Here is a 17,252-nt window from a genome sequence, read left to right as displayed (position 1 = left end):
AAATTACAGCATGAAAGAAAAGTGCAAAATAGTTTTTACACCTTTCTTTCATATAAAATAACTTGGATTTTCTATACTTAAATAATCCACCAGTTCCAGCAATTAAAGCAACTGAAACATCCTGCGCATCCTATACATCCGCCGCAACGACCTGCACAACCACCACATCTACCGCCACATCCACCGCAACGTCCACCACAACCTCCACATCCGCCGCAACGACGTGCATCGTCTTGAATGTAATAGTATGGATATTGACTTTGTTGTTGATCCCAATACACAACATTGCCAGTTTGATAATCATTAAGGTTTAATGATTGTAGTTCTTGTTGAAACTGATTCATTATGAAACCCTCCATTTATAAATGTAAATTCCGTCCAAATATGAAAGTTAATAAATTCTTTTAAACATAGTAGAAACAAGACTATAGACTAAATGCGTACATCAACAAAATATGAACTTACACTAGGTGATGTACCTTGTTTTTCAGCCTATTTTCTTTATATTCATTCGATGGACGTATTTACTATAAATAAAGTGATTTAAAAATTACTAATCCAACAATTTAGGAGTTCATCATTTAACTTACTTTCTAGTAATTCCTTTACTAAAGGCGTTGGCATGATTTCATAATGATTTAAGGCTTCTTTATTATAAGCTATCCAGTGAAATGCTAAATGAGACTCGCTAGATTTCGGTGTTAAGTCCGTATGTAAATCTTGTGACTCTACTTCAAAAATGTGGTTAATTTCATGATGAAGAACTTCTTTATCTTGCCATTGATTTTCTATGACGCCTAAAAATTGTTGTATACTACAGTTTACTCCAAGTTCTTCTCTTAACTCTCTTTTTAATGCATTCTCTGCTGATTCTCCAATTTCAACATGGCCACCAGGTAAAAAATAATGATGGCCGATATATTCAGCAACTAATAATTTTTCATCTTTTATCATGACTGCTCGTACAATATGATGAAATTTACTTTTCAATTGATATTCCTCCTAGTTATTTAATGTATAGTTTCTCAAAATAGTCATTTAGTATTGGTATAATATAAATCATAGGTGTTTCATACGGATGAATATCATTAATAACTTCAAGAGCATCTTTTACAAGTTCTCGTTTACACTTTATTTCAACTTTACATTCTTGTCCTTCGCATATTTGACCAATTTCTCCATTAAAAGGAGATGCCTCTTCTAAAGGTCTCCAATGTCCTTTCACTGAACTATAGGAAAGACAATGGTCATATTCGCCCGTTTTACATGATCCAATTTTATATAATTCATCCCTTAATGTTTCAATATATTCTTCAGGAATGAACACTGCAATTTTCACTTCAGTAAATTGCATATTTCATTTCACACCTTTACTTCCTAATAGTTAAACAAATAAACGATATACTTGCTCACCATCATACTCCTGTCCTAATGATATGAAACCATATCGTTCATATAATTTCTTTGCAGAGATATTATCTTTATGTACGGTTAATCTAATTTCTTTACACGCCTTAAACGTATTTTTTATTATATTAATACTTTCTTGTAATGCTGCTTTTCCATAACCATTACCTTGTTGCGATTGATCAATAATAAATCCGTTAATCCAATACATATCCGATGTCTCTATTACAACAGCATGCATAACAAAACCAACCATAAGGTCACCATCGTATATAGCGAATGGTATGTACTCTACATTGTCACCATCTGGTTTTATATATACTTTAGCAAGTGAAACTGATACAGCGGGGACAAATTTTCTTTGATCTTTTTTAACTTGTAACTTTAATGCATCTTCCCAATTGTCTCTCGTAACAACCTTTAACTGGACATTCAATATTGTAAGCTCCTTTATCTAGAGGATGTATTTTTATATTCAACGCATTGAAATAATTCCCTTTTTCGACAGCAACTTATAACATGATTTTTATAAAATCTTGAATGAATTTTTGTTCATCTATTTCTAGTGCTATATGGGCTCCTTCAGATATAGAGCTAGGGCGAAAATCAGCAAATGTTTGTCCTTTCGTATCTCCGTATGTATCTACATTTACTGTACGATGCACAAATTCAAAAAAACTTGGATTTACTAATCCACTTATTGCAACCACATCATGTAGCAAAGGTCCTTCCATAGATGGATTAAGTTTTTGGTATGCGGATAGATAGTAGTCATACATTGGTTTCATTATCATATGAAATGGATTCTTTGCATTAGCTTGAATATAGTTAAATACATTTGGTGTTAACACAGCTTTGTTTGTTACATTTAAAGGGAATATGAATAAATTCTTTGCTTGATGGAAAACAATTTTACTTGCTATCGGATCTCCATACACGTTTGCCTCTGCTAATGGCGTAACGTTTCCTACTTCTAAAAAAACACCACCCATGAAATAGATTCCTTTTACATTTAGCATTAAATCATTCCATAAATTAAAAGCAATTGCTAACGAGGTAGATCTTCCTACATCAACAATCGTTAAATCTTTTCCGTACTTTATAAGAATCGCAGCAATACTGCCGAAATTATATATTGGAATAGATAATATATTTCCTGGAACATGGATGGGCCCTAATCCTTCTGCTCCGTGAATTTCAGGATAGTACGTAGTGATTTCTTCTGTCAGTGGTTTTGTTGCACCACTAATGACAGGAATGTCTTGTCTATTTGCTAACTGTAAAATATACGCTGCATTATGTGCAGCATGTATATGCTCAACATTTCCGTATCCGGTTACAATACCGACAATTTCAATTTCGGGATGCAGTAAACCATACATAATGGCAAATGAGTCATCAATACCTGGGTCTCCGAAAAATAATACTTTTTCCAAGAAATACTCTCCCTTCATAAAAACATAGAGTCATCAATAACTATGTATATGAAAAAAGCAAGTATATCTATGCGAATTTTAGAATGGATAATGTTTTACAAAACATTAAAAAGGAACTAGCGAATGCTAATTCCTTTCTTCAGTAACCATTCTCAAATTTAATTAATTATCGTATCCTTCATAAATTGCATCATTTATTAGATTTTGTGTTTTTTTATCATCAGGTACAGGCTTCCACCAATTTCCTGTAATAAATAACATAGTTAATAAATTATAACTATCACTAAAATAACTTTCTCTCTTATTCTTCATCCAATCCCAACCACTATTTACCCACTTTTGATTATTGCTACTCGTTATACTTGCAGCAATAAACGGTGAAACAAATACAGCAGTTGGATAACTACCAATATTGGATCCATTTAATTGATAACCATCCACAATTTTAGAAGGATTTCCATTCGTTTTATTTTGAATCCATGAAGAGACTTTATCAGAAATGACTTTACTTCGCTTCTCGCCGTACATCGCATAGTCCATTACAATTCTTAAAGGTACTCGACTAGCATTATAATAATATGCATTTGTATATTCTGACTCATCTAAGAAGTCTTTAGGTGCAGGTTGTGGTGGGTTTTTTACAACAAAATCTGAAATAAGTCCTGTATTTGAAGAGTACTTATTACTAAATTGCGTATAAACATCGTACAAATTATTAATAACAGTAAGCCAAGTTTTATCACCTGTAAATTCATAAAATGCTCTAAGATGTGACATCATCCAATCAGATGGTCTCGTATCAAGTGAACTTTTAGAATCCCAATCTCCTAAATTTAGTCGGTTATTATTTGTAACATTACTAGCTTTAATACCTTTTGTAATCATGTCTTGTGCTTCTTTCAAATAATTAACTGTTCCATTAGATCCCCACTGCTTATGAGCAAGAAGAAGCGAATACGCAATATCTAAATCTCCATCAGTAGCAGAATCAAAATGACCTTGTGCTTTTTTACTATCTGCGACAACCCATCCCATTAAATTAGGATTTTGAGAGCTTTTAAAAGTTCTTGCTGTTTTAAATAAACCGTCATAGATTTTTTGAGCATTCGAATCATAACCAGCCATTAATACTGTAATTATCATCCCATACCCTTGACCTTCTGATGTTCCAAGTGGCTTAAACCCATCCGCATCACCTGTAATCTCTCCTTTTACGTAATAACCACCAGGTAAAGAAGATAAATCATTTTTCAAATATTTCTTTTTCCAATTATCGTAGTAACTTCTTACAGAAGCATTTAAACTTTCCTGTGTAACATGATTCGGTTTTATAACACCTGCATAATTAACTTGCTGGGGAAATGGTTTCATTTCCTTTGCAGCAGCTACTTGTTGATTAACTACGGGAATAGAATTTTGTATTGAATTGTCCGTTACACTTGCTGCGAAACTAGAATTAGAAAAACTAGCTAGTCCGATTCCTACAATAGAAATACATGTGAAAAATTTTCTTTTTCCATTCATTATGTTGTCAGCTCCTTTTAAAATGCTTACTACATAAAATGTAACATACAATATTTAACTGAAATACAAAATATTATATTTATCAACATAAGAAAGAAACTATATGAAAAAGTATCATAAAATCATTATTGAATTCCATTATACGGATTGATTATTTGCTAAATTCCTATGTTTTTCTTTTCTTAATATTGGTATATGAGCAATCACAATTCCAAGTATAGTAATTCCTCCGCCAATTATCGAAACTAAAGTTGGCACTTCTCCTAACCATATCCAAGCAATGACACACGCAGTTATTGGCGTTAAATATAGAGAACTTGTTGCTTCAGAAGCACCAGCACGAGATATAATATAGACCAATGCAATATACGGGAGTACTGTTGGAAAGACACCTAAATATATAACGCTCAAGTTAACTTCAAGAGGAGCTGCTAGTATTTTTTGATAAACTCCGGGTAAGAAAATAAGCATACATACAGTACTAGACAAAATTGTATATATGGTAAATGGTAAGAAGCCGTATTTTTTTAAGTAAGATGTTTGGAAAACGAAAAATAGACTTTCTGAAATCGCCGCTAATAATATAAATAATCCCCCGCTATTCAATTGAATAGCGTCGCCTTGGCTAAATGAAATTAAGGCAATTCCTGCAAAACTCATTACACCACCGATCCAGCCATTTAATTTCATTTTTTCATTCAAAAAAACAGAAGCAAGAATTGCCGTTACTATTGGAGTGACTGAAATTATTAAACTTGCAGATCCAGCATTTACTGTTTTTTCGCCGTAGTTTAATACGATGTGATAAATAGTAAATCCTAGAGCACCAAATATAAAAATTGCTGGGATATCCTTTAAATCCGGTAGTCGTAGTTTGTATATAAATGAAAATAACAAAAGTATAAATGAGGCGATTAATAAGCGTAGTAAAGTAAGGTGTTCAGGCGTATAAGATTCAAGCCCCATACGAATTGCTGGAAAAGCAGTTCCCCATATAAGAATTGTAAAAGCGTGAGCACATATAATGCGTAAATCCCATTTTTTATTATGCATATTTTCTCTCCTTCCCTAAAAAACCAACCATTTTTAAATTACCAATTATTTCTTTTCATCATATTTAATAGTTGATACAATGTCTTCAACCAGTTATTTATCGGAAAAACCAACCACTTTGAATCTTTTAAATAAACGAAGGAGTTTTTTATATGACGACCGATAAAAAAGTGCCCAAATATCAGCAGATAATAGACTATATGAAAGAAAAAATTGAAAACGGAGAATGGCCAATTGGAAGTAAAATCCCTAGCCAGCGGCAGTTAGCAAAATTATTTCATGTAAATCGAAGTACTGTAATTACTGCGCTAGATGAACTTATAGCAGATGGTTTAATTCAAGGACAAATCGGAGCAGGAACAATTGTAATGAATAATACATGGTCATTATTAGCAACTAATCCTCCGCCCGATTGGAGTGAATATGTAAAAGCCGGTATTCATAAACCAAGTAAGTTAATGGTGCGAGAAATAAATGAAGCAGAAGCAAATAAAACGCTTATCCATCTTAGTAAAGGTGAACTTGCACCTCATCTTTTCCCGCTCGAAACTATGCAATCTATAATAAAAAACGTCAGTGAGGAATTAGATTATTTCGGATACGAAGAACAAAAAGGTTTTTATCCGTTACGTGAAGCAATAAGCAAATATGTAAGATCATTTGGAATACATGCATCACCGGATTCTATATTAATAGTCTCTGGTGCACTCCAAGCATTACAATTAATATCGATTGGTCTTTTACATAGAAAATCAACTGTTTTACTTGAACAACCTTCTTACTTATATTCACTTCATGTTTTTCAATCAGCAAATATAAATTTATCCGGTATATCAATGGACCATCACGGTATTTTACCTAACGACTTATTAAAACGAATTAAATATAGTCAAAAGAATAATATTTTATATTCAATCCCTTGTTTTCAAAATCCAACGGGGATATTGATGTCCAAAGAGCGAAGAAAAGAAATATTAAAAATATGTGAAAAAGAGCAGTTGCCTATCATCGAGGATGATATTTACCGAGAGTTATGGATTGATGAATCACCTCCAGCTCCTTTAAAGTCGATGGATAAACATGGACATGTATTATATATTGGTAGTCTCTCTAAAACACTTAGCCCAGGACTTAGAATTGGATGGATAATCGGACCAGAACCTGTTATTGATAGATTGTCAGATATAAAAATGCAAACAGACTATGGATCCAGCTCTTTATCTCAAAGAGTAGCTGCTGAATGGATAAATGAAGGTTTTTATGAAGAACATGTAGCAAACGTAAGAATGCACCTGAAAGAGCGAAGACAAATAATGATACGAGCTTTAAATAAATATTGTGCAGATATTGCATCGTGGGATATTCCTAGTGGTGGATTTTTTATATGGCTAAAGGTTGTACATAACATTCCGATGAAAAAACTATTTTCAGAGGCTCTATCAAAAGGAATTCTTTTAAACCCAGGACGTATTTATGAAGAAGAATCAGATCAGTACATTCGTTTATCATATGGATATGCTTCACCAGAACAAATGACTTACGGGATTAAATTGCTCAGTGAATTAATTCGAAAGTTAACGGCATAAAAAAATCCTCTTTTGTTTTTGGAGGATTTTTTTACGTATCTTATTTACCACAATTTCATTTCCTGCCCTAATAAAATAAGTTTTTCATAAGGATCTCCGTCAATATTTAATACTTGAGCAAAAGCAGGTTCTGTTTTTAAACCTTGTTCCTTTAAGCGAATAACTTCTTCCCTTATATGGGGATGTTGCATTAATAACATGTGTTCCACTATCATATGTCTATATGCATTTTGATTACGCACTGGCTTCGGTTGAGCAAATAATTCAAATTCAAAACCTTCGAATTCAAAATTCACCTTTATCGATTCAGTACCTTTAATTTTTTTCTTTTTTATGTTGAACCCTCCATAAGAACCATATAAAGATCTCATTTCCTGCTCAAAAATATCAAAGTTATATACTTCCATTACAATATCTAAGTCAGATTGAGGAGTATCAATTCTTATAGGGATTGTCCCGCAAAGAACGGGATTATATAAAGCTAAATCCTCCATTATGTTTAGGCTATTCAAAACATCATATATTTTTTGTTGTTTCTCATTGCCCGATTGTAAATATGTAATAGATGTAAACATAGAAGTCTCTCCTTCATTTAACATAATAATCATCTCACTAAATATTTAAATCATTGGGTTTTGTTCTAGGAGTACCTTTATTTCAATATATTAAGCCGAACTAACTATATTTTTCAACTTTTCTCCTATACTGCAATACTATAAAAATAAAAAAGGAGGAATTATTATGAGCATTTTTAACATTCTTTTAACCATACACATCCTATTTGGAACAATATGCTTAATCACTGGAATTGTAGCGATGGTTGCCCAAAAGAAGAAAGGAAAACATACCGAATGGGGCGAAATATATCATGCATCCTATGTTGTCATTACTCTTACGGCAATAATATTATCCATTATCAACTGGGATAAAATCGCATATTTATTTTATGTAGCAATCTTCTCTTATTCATTTGCGATTTATGGATACCTTGCACGAAAAAAACGTTGGAAAAATTGGCTCCATCACCACATTAGAGGTATGCTAGGTTCTTATATTGGCGCAGTCACCGCACTTTTAGTAAATATCGGCATCCATATTCCCATTTTAAATTTACTTCCGCCAATATGGTTTTGGTTTTTACCCACCTTAATTGGTATCCCCCTCGTAGCCAGTGTATCAAAAAAATATAAAAAGCGTAGTTGAAATTAATTACATTTTGATTACTTTCTGATTATTAGAATGAAAAATTATACTCTATGTATCACGAATGATATTATGAGTGTTCGCCCTATGAATATTTAAAATAAAGAGCCGCCCAACTGGACGGCTCTTATTTTCACTTTACAAACGTAACATATTCACCAGAAACCCATTGATTTCCACCAACATTATACCAACCATCTTTATATCCAAACGATTGATATTTTTCACCTTGATACACGTTTTTCACAATGCCGTAATTTGTTCCAGGGCCGGTACGAACACGCAATACATCCGCGATTATAGTAACTACACCTACACCATCATTTGATGATTGTGAAGTTGCTGGTACATTTCCTCCCGTATAACGAATGTATGATGGATCGTTATAAATCCACTGATCGCCACCTAGATTTAACCAGCCATTTGATTGTCCAAATACTTTGTAGGACTCTCCTTTCCCTAATTGACGAATAACGCCATATCCAGTACCAGGTCCTTTTCGTAAATTTACATTACTACCGTTAATATAAGCAACCCCTACATTATCATTCGACGTGGGAGGAGTCACTACATTTTGAGCACCTTTTCCAAAAGTATCCGTTCCATACCCTTTGTAGTTATATTGCAAATGCGGGCTATCCACAAATCCTTTCCAGTCACCGCCCCATTCAAAACCAATTTGTTTAGCATAACGAATTGCTGATGCCCACGGTTCTTTATTATAGCCATTCCAATCTTCTGTACCATTCGACTGAATTGGAACAAAATCTAATGCCTGTCCTACTAAGTGATATGAACGCATCGTTTGTGATGCTCCTTTACGAACATATTCACGTTGTTGCTCGACTGTACGGATTGTTTCATAAATTAATACTTCAATTCCATTGTCGATACAGTACTGATACCACTTAAAAGCTGCAGCTTTCGTATTATCCGCTAGTTTATTCAGATTATTTACGTTTCTAGTTTGGTATTTCAATATGCAACATCTCCTTTTCTATTATCATATGCAAAACTCGTCTCATGGGTTGTACATATACCTAGAACGATCCGAAGTACAAATACATAAGAAGCCAATTCATCTAAATAGATTTACATTTCTAGTTTCAAACTTTGTAAACTGAAATCTAAGCAATAAAAAAAACCGCAACCCAGGTCTTCTAGTTGCGGTTTTTGGTATTTTCTTTTTATATGCAACATGCCACCTTGCATTATTAATCCTAATATATAGGTTGTGTAAATTTTCCCTTTATGAATAACACTTCTTATTCATGACTTTTCAAATCAAATATTGAATGTAAACGATCCGGATAATTAGTAAACATCCCGTCGACTCCCCATGAAAGTAACTTTTTCATATCTTTTTCATTATCTACTGTAAATGGATGAACTTCTAATCCGTTTTTCTTTATTTTATTTACATAATCTGAATCAATATATTTGTAATTCATACCAAGACCTATGCAGTACGTTTTATACTTTTCTATCTCTAATTCTGTTAATTGAACTGCTTTTTTATAAGGTAATAATTGTACTAAGGATATATTACTATTTAAGCTATGAATCTTTTGTAGACTTTCTTCACTAAACGATTGAATAATTATTTTATCCTGTATTTCGTAGTGATTAATAATTTCTAATAATTTTTCTTCCATTTCTGGATATTCATTAGGTGATTTTGTTTCAATATAATAGTTCGCATTTTGCCCAAACGTTTCAACAATTTCTGTTAATGTCGGGACTTTAGCATTTTCAAATTCTTTCTTTGCTAAGTTCGGATATTTTTCGTTGAAAAAAGAATCTGCATTTAGTTGCTTTATTTCTACTAATGTATGCTCTTTCACTAGCCCAGTACCATTTGTTGTACGATTTAAGGTTTCGTCATGCATTGCCACTAAATGCCCATCTTTTGTCATTTGGAGATCAATTTCTATATAATCTCCATTCATTTTTTGTCCTAATTTATATGCTGCTATTGTATGTTCAGGCGCATATGCAGAAGCACCTCTATGTGCGATATTTTTTATATGATTTGATTGATTAATAGCTTTAGTATACTTATGTTCATTTATTTTCTGAAAAACAAAGATACTTATTACTATAAAGGCACAAATTATTGTAACGAGATATATCTTTTTCATAACGATTTATAAGCTCCTATATAAAGACGATTTAACTTGAATGATTTACTCAATTAAATGTCGATTTTCCAATACAGTCATTTTGCCGATAGCTTGAAATCCCGATTTTTTATAAATATTGATTCCATCGGGTGAAGCTTGTAATACACAATACGTATTTTTAAATTTATGTGCTTCTTGCAGCAGGAAATTGAACATAGCAGATCCGAACCCTCGTCCTCTCATTCCTTCTTTCGTTGCTATGTCATAAATACCAATACTATCTTTTGAACATATCAATGAACCAACAGTTACGACTTCACCTTCATATAATCCTAAAAATAATTTCATATTCTCACTGTTACATATATCAAGATTAGAAATTTGATTATAGAATGCTTGTACATGTATACCTTCTTCTGATGTGCCGAATAGATCAGCTAACGTTTCTCCAAATTTATTTATTTGTCCAGGTGAAGATGCTTGTTGAATAGTAAAACTTACTGGCATGTTTATTGTTGGGGAAATTGTTTTTAAGTCTGCTACCATCGCAATATTCTGTTCCACTTCTTTTAAACCGATTTTAATTAACTCACTTTTTATATCCCGCTCTTGCTCCTCATCCCATAACCAAACACTCATTGGAAAATTTCTTTGATAATAGTATTCTACCTCTTTATATAATTTCTCGATCCCTTCCGTTAAATTATTGTTTAGTAGAGTGATGATATTAAATGTATCGGCAGGTAATCCACAATCAACAGCAATATAATCTTTGGTTTTTTTTATACTCATTCCGGGCACAAATTGTGCAACATATGAAGTTTTAAATGCAAAGTTATCTAGTAGTAGTTGTTTATAATTCATCAATTGTTCTCCTTTTCATAAAAAGTAACACTCGAATTTTTCTATATTAAATATAACATATTAGAAATTTACCATTTTCTATAAAAAGTACCTCTTTAAATTGTGCTCTATAGTTTAAAATAATTAAAAATGATATAACGTTGTCGGAATGAAAAAAGTGGTATATAATAAATATTAACATTACTAGTAATTATTTTAGGTATTCCTAGAATAAAGGAGCGATACATATGAAAATTACTATTTATTTCGGAAGTCATGAAGATCAAGATGTTCGTACTATGGACTGTCATTTAGATGTAGAAGATACAGAAGAGATTGTTTCTGTATCATAATATAAATAGTTAGGGTAAACCCTATCCCTTACAGCGTTTAAGGCACCTTTTATAAGGTGTCTTTTTTGTTATATTTTCATCAAAAACCCTTTACTTTATAGCGTTTTAATAGTAAAATATAAATATACGAACAAACGTTCTTTTTATTTTAAACGTACATGAAGGGATGATTTTAACAATGGCTCCATTAAAGCGCAGAGGAAGAAAAAAGCAAGCACCTATTATTTCAAATACAGGCTTTATCGGCTCTGTCTTTATTGATACATTGGAGTTACAAAAGAAATCCTATTATTTCGCTCGTAAAAAACTTCAAATTGTTCATCACGTACTAGATGGTCTCTCTGGAGCAACAAGTGCTTTATTTAAAGAACATAACATTTCAGCATACATGTCATGTGTGTATTTACATAAACAAAAGAAAATTGGTTTTGTTCTTTCAACGAAACCATTTGAACAAAGTGATGGCGTTGCTTATTTTGTAAATTATTTAATCGAAAAGAATTTTTATGGCGGCCATGATGAAGATGTAGAATATCAAGAAGTATTTAATACAGGTTTTATCGGTGTAGTATTCGCTGATTTATCTAGTATAGATCGCTTTAATTTCGAGTTTGAAATGGGTATGCTAACGAAATTAATGAAAGATATGATTATTCCGGTTAAAGAACTCTTTTTACGCCATAATGTACCGGCTTACATCTCCACTTCTCACTTAGAAGAACAAAACAAATTAGGTTTCGTTCTCTCTGTAAAGCCATATGACGAACGCGCTGAAGCAGATTTATATTTTGAAGCATATTTAAAAGAACGCGGATTATTTATTGGTGATGAAGAAGATGATATTGATAAGATTGTCATTAGAAAAACCGCTGAATTACGATAGAAAAGCGCAGGATGCTGATCCTGCGCTTTTTATAATTTATGAAACTGATTTACCAAATAAACGGTATTAATTTTTTTGTTTTCTGTTTATAGACTGTAAATTGTTCTCCATACTTTTTCTGTAAGTAACCATCAGATTTTGGAATATATTCAAAAACGAATACAAAGAACAGGCCTAGAGGTATAAATAAACTATAAATATTGCTAGCGATAAATGCTAAACCTAACACCCAAAAGCAATCCCCCAGATAATTAATATGAATCGCATATTTAAATAAACCACCTGTATATAGCTTACCTTGATTTACAGGATTGTCTTTAAAGGATTTTCTAAGTAGCTCTGAAACTGTGTTTAACATACTTCCTCCTAAAAACAATATCCAACCTATTGTAAGTAATATTAAATTAGGATCCTGATTACTAGTAATCATTAAGATTGGAAAACCTAAATAATAAATTCCAAAAGCAATACTGTTCATAATGGCTTCTTGCCATGAAATCCCTCTAGGCAACCATATAAACATCATAGCCGTTAATCGTAAAGCGGTGATAATCAAAGCTATAAACAGCCCTATTGAAATGCCTGGTTTGAAATAAGTAATGAAAAGTAAGTAATACGCAATGATTAGATAGATAATCTCAGTAACTAAAATTAATATTTTTTCTTTTATTGTTGGCCGGTTTATACCATACATTGTGATACGCTCCTTCTTTTATTCATTTTATAGGAAAATAAACTTCTATGATATTATTCTCCTCCTGTGTGCTATAAGGATTCGTTTTATAAACTTCAAACGGAGCTCCATTCAGTTTATAGTTATTTTCTTCAATCCAAACATGTAGCTTTGTATGAATAAAAGGTAATTCTTCGTAAGAACCAATAAGCGTAGCCATTGCGCAAAGACCGGGATTAAACACTTTTGTTTTATTTGTGGCTTCTGCAAGGGGAATCGCAATTTCAACATCATAATTTTCAGGTACATATTCTGAACTATGGAATATAGCAAGTGGTTTTGCAATAGGTAATAAATTTTCAAATGAAATTTTACTAAACAACTCATTAAAGTGTGTTAGGAAATCAACGGTATTAATTTGTTTTCGCTGAGATGATATATTATAGGTTAAGTGATTTACAAGATTAATCTCAATATGATTTAAGTAACCTATGATACTTTCCTCTTCATCTAATTGTTGAATATCACGCTTTAATTTTTTTAATAAAGAAGAATAATATGTTATCTGCTGTGTTAGATTTTCTTGTTTGGTTTTCATTTTAGAGTTAAGCAATTCAGTTTTCTCCCGATTTTCTAAAATATCCTTAATTTCTTCCAGCGAAAATAAATAAGTTTTTAATCGTGTAATCAATAAAGCTATTTCTAATTGGAAAATATCATAGTAGCGATATCCATTCTTAGGGTCTATGAAAGCTGGTTTTAAAAGCCCAATTTCATCATAATAGCGCAGCGTCTTCATTGTAAGATGAGATATTTTTGAAAACTCTCCAATTGAAAGCATAACACTCACCTCCTGTAATTAATTATTTTAAATATACTGCTTCCTGTAAGGGGAAGGTCAATCAACAAAGTTAAATTTTCTTATTGTATTTAGAACGATATTCATCCCCTCAACCTACAATTTTAAAGTAGTCTCCAAAACGAATATGTAATCTTTTCAAAATTGTTCATGGGAAATCAGCCGATTTTTTCATTTTATAGTATTTGCATTTCTTATCTTGAAAAATGTAGCAGTATCCATTATATAAATAATCTAAGATCTACTAAGCGCTATAATCTTTCGAATGAACTTCTAATATGAAACAATTCGATGAAACTTTAATTACTATTAAATATAAGATTCCCCCTACAATTGTAATCATGTAGGCTGGAATATAATTTAATAATAGACCGGATAGCGCCATTGCTATAGGAAGCATCATTTTACTTATACTTAATCCAATGCTGAGAACCCTCCCTCTATATTCATCAGGAATCTCTTTTTGCATGAAATAAGCTATAGGTATATCAATAAGCACTATAATTAGTCCTAAAAAGAACATAACAACACAATAGGTAATAACGTATACAAAATCATTTACCTCAAAACTTTTGAATAAAACTGGAATTCCTGAAATAATCATAAAAACCGCCAACATAAAGCTTAACTTTTTCAAAAGATAAGCGTAAGAAAAACGATCGGTTATCTTTTTTACTAAAATCGCACCAATTATCATGCCTACTGGAAAAGTCCCTTGAATCATACCAAATTGTTTAGAACTAAGATTGAGAACTGTGTTAATAATGTATGGCAATGGAACAGTTACAGCAAACCCTAAGAAGAAATTAAGTGAAATTAAAATACTGAACGTATTTTTTAAGCTTTTCCGCTCCATTAAGTAAGAGTATCCCTCCTTTATATCTTCAATAAAATTAATTTTTCTAATTGAACATTCCTCATTTATGTTTTGCTCAAACAATTTAAAGTTAATAAATAATATGGAAATAGCCGAAAGGATAAATGAAATACCGTTTATAATTATAAAAGTTTTCATATCAAAGACTGCAAAAACAATACCACCTAACATAGGACCTAGAATTAAAGATATAGAATCGATAATTTTACTTATAGAGTTAATACTCATTAGCCTCTCTTTGGAGACGATATTTGGTTTTGCAGCTTCTATTCCTATTCCAAAAAATGTTGTAAATACCGTTATAAGAAAGGTAGTAGCATAAATGGTGAATAAGTCTAATCCATAATTACTGCTAAATATATAAACAGTAATTAATAAGCTTCCACTTAGTAAATCCATACAAATGACCAATTTCTTTTTATCAACTTTATCTGCAATTACACCAGCAAATGGATTCATAACAATCATCGGAATAGTTCCTAAAATAAGAGTAATGGCAAAATTTAATGCTGATCCGGTTATATATAAAACATATAATCCTAATGCAAAACTATAAATAGAGCTACCAAATATTGATACTGTTTTCCCGAATGAATAGAGACACATATTTCTTAGTTCTTGGTTTCTTTTTTTATTTTCTATATGTAATCGTAAACTTCCCATCACTTTCCCCCCTACCTAACTTTGTGTTACGTACATTGTAAGTTCTTGGGTCAACCCAATAGCAATATGTACTATTTGAAAAGTTTTAAGGGGAAATAAATAAAAGATGGGGTTAACCCCATCTTTTTCCGAAAAATGAATATGTATAAATTTCTTCTCCTTGAACAAAGAAATCCTCGTACCTTCCCCCTCGTATCAAATAATTTGAAATACTTTCATCAATAGATTGAAACTGTAAATTTTCGATTTCTTTTGTTACTTTTGCAGATGTAAAATTCTCTCTGAGTCTAGGTGCAATTTGGCTATTTATGCTGAATTTATTAAATAAAATAAATGAACTTAATAAATAACAATTGTGTTTAAAAAGGGAATTTAATTCACACAATAAGAACTCCTCATATTCAAAACTATAATTACTTGTACCTGATTGATCGATTACAATATCAACAGAATTATTCTGAATAGGTATGTTTAGAAAGTCGGCACAGATAAATACAATATTTCTTTTCACATTTCTTCTCTCAATTACATCTTTTAAAAGTAAAAGTTTATTCAAATCTCGATCAACAGCAATATATAAACACTCTTCCGGTAGTTCTTCATAAATATTTCGTAAAAAGAACCCAATACCAGACCCTAAATCAAGTAGTATTTTTTCATTTAAATCTAATTGCATTAGTTTCTTTTTCGCCCATTCTCCTCCTCTTTGAACATTTTCCAAAAAAGCAGTATCCGTTTCATGGATATAATCTGAAATAGAATCTTCAAGTGATTTCCTCTTATACACCTCAAATAATTTTCCAGCTGTTAAAACTCCGGAAGTAATCGTGTATTCTTCACCACAATTACAAATTAATTTCCCCTCAACAATTTGATTTTTATTAATAATGCCATCTTCAAGAATTAAATTTCCGTTACACTTAACACATTTAAATAAATGAAGTACTTTTAAATCTACCCCTAAAATTGAACTCGAAATTTCAGTTTCTATAGATAAATTATTTAACGTTTTCTTTAATTTATCTTTTCGTTCCTTTAAGGTTTTTATCTCTTGTTCAATCTTTTCATATTTTACTTTAAATAAAGATTGATAAAAAATATCCTTTTCATAGTCTAAGGATTTCCCTAAATTTTTATAAAGAAACAGTTCTTTAATTTCATTCAAGCTAAACCCTATCCATTTGTACTCTAATATAAGTTCTATATCCTTTTGACAATACTCGTCAAAGAAATAGTGACTTCCTTTTTTCTCAGGAATAACGAGTCCGAGATCCATATAATGTCTAATCGTATCTACACTTACATTATTTACTTCTGCAAACTTACTGATTTTCATCCTAATCACTACCATTTATATATTTGTTTATACATACTTCTTTATTATTTTAAAAAATCCTTTCATCTCCCTATATAAAATTGTTTATATTATGAAAAAGATGTAATTAATTTTAGAGTTCCGCCACATATCCATCAAGCTAAGCTTATTTAAGTTTAGCTACTCTTTTTAATCTTGAATTTTAAAAAAGAGTAGCAGGTAGTACGGTTATGTCTATATATCTAAAAAACTTAAAATTAAACTATGAGTTCATGGATAAATTAAAAACTGTGGCGTAAGTACGACAGTTTTTTTCCTTTTTCATTGGGTTGGAATATGTAAGGTTACGTACTTTAACTGTAGAGGACTAGTACTACCCGTTCATATTAATTTCATAGACGTTTAGGATATTGTTTTATGGGAAGTGTTCTTGCTATGAAATCGGGATTGTAAA

The 17,252-nt window shown here is 31.5% G+C and carries 18 protein-coding genes; 3 read left to right on the top strand and 15 right to left on the bottom strand.

What is annotated here, in order from left to right; genetic code table 11:
* Positions 1-77: 77 nt before the first annotated feature.
* From IBT51_RS11725 to IBT51_RS11695, 7 genes are all read right to left on the bottom strand, one after another.
* Entirely contained in the window at positions 78-344 is a 267-nt protein-coding gene (locus IBT51_RS11725) for a heterocycloanthracin/sonorensin family bacteriocin (RefSeq protein ID WP_001071389.1), read from the bottom strand.
* 199 nt (positions 345-543) lie between these two features.
* Positions 544-990, bottom strand: a complete 447-nt coding sequence (locus IBT51_RS11720) for an NUDIX domain-containing protein (protein ID WP_088023910.1) — start codon at positions 988-990, stop codon at positions 544-546.
* A gap of 16 nt (positions 991-1,006) precedes the next feature.
* Complete coding sequence (gene cutA, locus IBT51_RS11715; RefSeq protein WP_200458290.1) at positions 1,007-1,354, bottom strand: divalent cation tolerance protein CutA; 348 nt, start codon at positions 1,352-1,354, stop codon at positions 1,007-1,009.
* Between the two features lie 30 nt (positions 1,355-1,384).
* A complete protein-coding gene (locus tag IBT51_RS11710; protein WP_071732169.1) occupies positions 1,385-1,843 on the bottom strand; it encodes a GNAT family N-acetyltransferase in 459 nt (152 codons plus the stop codon).
* 76 nt (positions 1,844-1,919) lie between these two features.
* Positions 1,920-2,843 (bottom strand): nucleoside hydrolase, encoded by a 924-nt coding sequence (locus IBT51_RS11705; protein WP_088023904.1) that lies wholly within the window; start codon positions 2,841-2,843, stop codon positions 1,920-1,922.
* Positions 2,844-3,005: 162 nt separating this feature from the next.
* Positions 3,006-4,367, bottom strand: a complete 1,362-nt coding sequence (locus IBT51_RS11700) for a family 8 glycosyl hydrolase (protein WP_197242518.1) — start codon at positions 4,365-4,367, stop codon at positions 3,006-3,008.
* Positions 4,368-4,505: 138 nt separating this feature from the next.
* Complete coding sequence (locus tag IBT51_RS11695; protein WP_200458291.1) at positions 4,506-5,420, bottom strand: DMT family transporter; 915 nt, start codon at positions 5,418-5,420, stop codon at positions 4,506-4,508.
* Positions 5,421-5,572: 152 nt separating this feature from the next.
* Between IBT51_RS11695 and norG the strand changes: the two genes are divergently transcribed.
* Positions 5,573-7,006: an efflux pump transcription regulator NorG gene (norG, locus tag IBT51_RS11690; protein ID WP_200458292.1), complete on the top strand. Its 1,434-nt coding sequence runs from the start codon at positions 5,573-5,575 to the stop codon at positions 7,004-7,006.
* 44 nt (positions 7,007-7,050) lie between these two features.
* Here norG and IBT51_RS11685 read toward each other — a convergent pair whose 3' ends face one another.
* Positions 7,051-7,581 carry a DUF4269 domain-containing protein gene (locus IBT51_RS11685; RefSeq protein WP_053564311.1) on the bottom strand — a complete coding sequence of 177 codons (531 nt, stop codon included), beginning with the start codon at positions 7,579-7,581 and terminating at the stop codon, positions 7,051-7,053.
* A 166-nt stretch (positions 7,582-7,747) separates the two neighbouring features.
* Between IBT51_RS11685 and IBT51_RS11680 the strand changes: the two genes are divergently transcribed.
* Entirely contained in the window at positions 7,748-8,209 is a 462-nt protein-coding gene (locus IBT51_RS11680) for a DUF2306 domain-containing protein (RefSeq protein ID WP_053564312.1), read from the top strand.
* A 133-nt stretch (positions 8,210-8,342) separates the two neighbouring features.
* Here the strand turns inward: IBT51_RS11680 and IBT51_RS11675 are convergent, their stop codons facing one another.
* The 3 genes from IBT51_RS11675 to IBT51_RS11665 form a co-directional block, all read right to left on the bottom strand.
* On the bottom strand, positions 8,343-9,188 hold the full coding sequence (locus tag IBT51_RS11675; RefSeq protein WP_053564313.1) for an SH3 domain-containing protein: 846 nt from the start codon (positions 9,186-9,188) through the stop codon (positions 8,343-8,345).
* Between the two features lie 286 nt (positions 9,189-9,474).
* A complete protein-coding gene (locus IBT51_RS11670) occupies positions 9,475-10,350 on the bottom strand; it encodes a glycerophosphodiester phosphodiesterase (RefSeq protein WP_200458293.1) in 876 nt (291 codons plus the stop codon).
* A 45-nt stretch (positions 10,351-10,395) separates the two neighbouring features.
* Positions 10,396-11,196, bottom strand: a complete 801-nt coding sequence (locus tag IBT51_RS11665; protein WP_053564315.1) for a GNAT family N-acetyltransferase — start codon at positions 11,194-11,196, stop codon at positions 10,396-10,398.
* A 510-nt stretch (positions 11,197-11,706) separates the two neighbouring features.
* On the opposite strand from IBT51_RS11665, the gene IBT51_RS11660 reads away from it, so the two are divergent.
* A complete protein-coding gene (locus tag IBT51_RS11660; protein ID WP_000035355.1) occupies positions 11,707-12,411 on the top strand; it encodes a hypothetical protein in 705 nt (234 codons plus the stop codon).
* Positions 12,412-12,460: 49 nt separating this feature from the next.
* Here the strand turns inward: IBT51_RS11660 and IBT51_RS11655 are convergent, their stop codons facing one another.
* From IBT51_RS11655 to IBT51_RS11640, 4 genes are all read right to left on the bottom strand, one after another.
* Complete coding sequence (locus IBT51_RS11655; RefSeq protein ID WP_053564317.1) at positions 12,461-13,105, bottom strand: methyltransferase family protein; 645 nt, start codon at positions 13,103-13,105, stop codon at positions 12,461-12,463.
* 22 nt (positions 13,106-13,127) lie between these two features.
* Positions 13,128-13,925 (bottom strand): MerR family transcriptional regulator, encoded by a 798-nt coding sequence (locus IBT51_RS11650; protein WP_000948769.1) that lies wholly within the window; start codon positions 13,923-13,925, stop codon positions 13,128-13,130.
* Positions 13,926-14,187: 262 nt separating this feature from the next.
* Complete coding sequence (locus tag IBT51_RS11645; RefSeq protein WP_200458294.1) at positions 14,188-15,483, bottom strand: MFS transporter; 1,296 nt, start codon at positions 15,481-15,483, stop codon at positions 14,188-14,190.
* 112 nt (positions 15,484-15,595) lie between these two features.
* A complete protein-coding gene (locus IBT51_RS11640; protein WP_200458295.1) occupies positions 15,596-16,819 on the bottom strand; it encodes a MerR family transcriptional regulator in 1,224 nt (407 codons plus the stop codon).
* Between the last annotated feature and the right edge of the window lie 433 nt (positions 16,820-17,252).

This window comes from Bacillus sp. S71 (genome assembly GCF_016625265.1).
Lineage (GTDB): Bacteria > Bacillota > Bacilli > Bacillales > Bacillaceae_G > Bacillus_A > Bacillus_A cereus.
Note: the sequence above shows the minus strand (reverse complement) of the source record. Positions and strands in the feature narration are given on the sequence as shown.

Coding starts and splice junctions, on each gene's coding strand:
- IBT51_RS11670 (WP_200458293.1), bottom strand. CDS start 10,350: ATGAAAAAGATATATCTCGTTACAATAATTTGTGCCTTTATAGTAATA.
- IBT51_RS11650 (WP_000948769.1), bottom strand. CDS start 13,925: ATGCTTTCAATTGGAGAGTTTTCAAAAATATCTCATCTTACAATGAAG.
- IBT51_RS11685 (WP_053564311.1), bottom strand. CDS start 7,581: ATGTTTACATCTATTACATATTTACAATCGGGCAATGAGAAACAACAA.
- IBT51_RS11640 (WP_200458295.1), bottom strand. CDS start 16,819: ATGAAAATCAGTAAGTTTGCAGAAGTAAATAATGTAAGTGTAGATACG.
- IBT51_RS11695 (WP_200458291.1), bottom strand. CDS start 5,420: ATGCATAATAAAAAATGGGATTTACGCATTATATGTGCTCACGCTTTT.
- IBT51_RS11665 (WP_053564315.1), bottom strand. CDS start 11,196: ATGAATTATAAACAACTACTACTAGATAACTTTGCATTTAAAACTTCA.
- IBT51_RS11655 (WP_053564317.1), bottom strand. CDS start 13,105: ATGTATGGTATAAACCGGCCAACAATAAAAGAAAAAATATTAATTTTA.
- IBT51_RS11645 (WP_200458294.1), bottom strand. CDS start 15,483: ATGGGAAGTTTACGATTACATATAGAAAATAAAAAAAGAAACCAAGAA.
- norG (WP_200458292.1), top strand. CDS start 5,573: ATGACGACCGATAAAAAAGTGCCCAAATATCAGCAGATAATAGACTAT.
- IBT51_RS11660 (WP_000035355.1), top strand. CDS start 11,707: ATGGCTCCATTAAAGCGCAGAGGAAGAAAAAAGCAAGCACCTATTATT.
- cutA (WP_200458290.1), bottom strand. CDS start 1,354: ATGCAATTTACTGAAGTGAAAATTGCAGTGTTCATTCCTGAAGAATAT.
- IBT51_RS11680 (WP_053564312.1), top strand. CDS start 7,748: ATGAGCATTTTTAACATTCTTTTAACCATACACATCCTATTTGGAACA.
- IBT51_RS11725 (WP_001071389.1), bottom strand. CDS start 344: ATGAATCAGTTTCAACAAGAACTACAATCATTAAACCTTAATGATTAT.
- IBT51_RS11700 (WP_197242518.1), bottom strand. CDS start 4,367: ATGAATGGAAAAAGAAAATTTTTCACATGTATTTCTATTGTAGGAATC.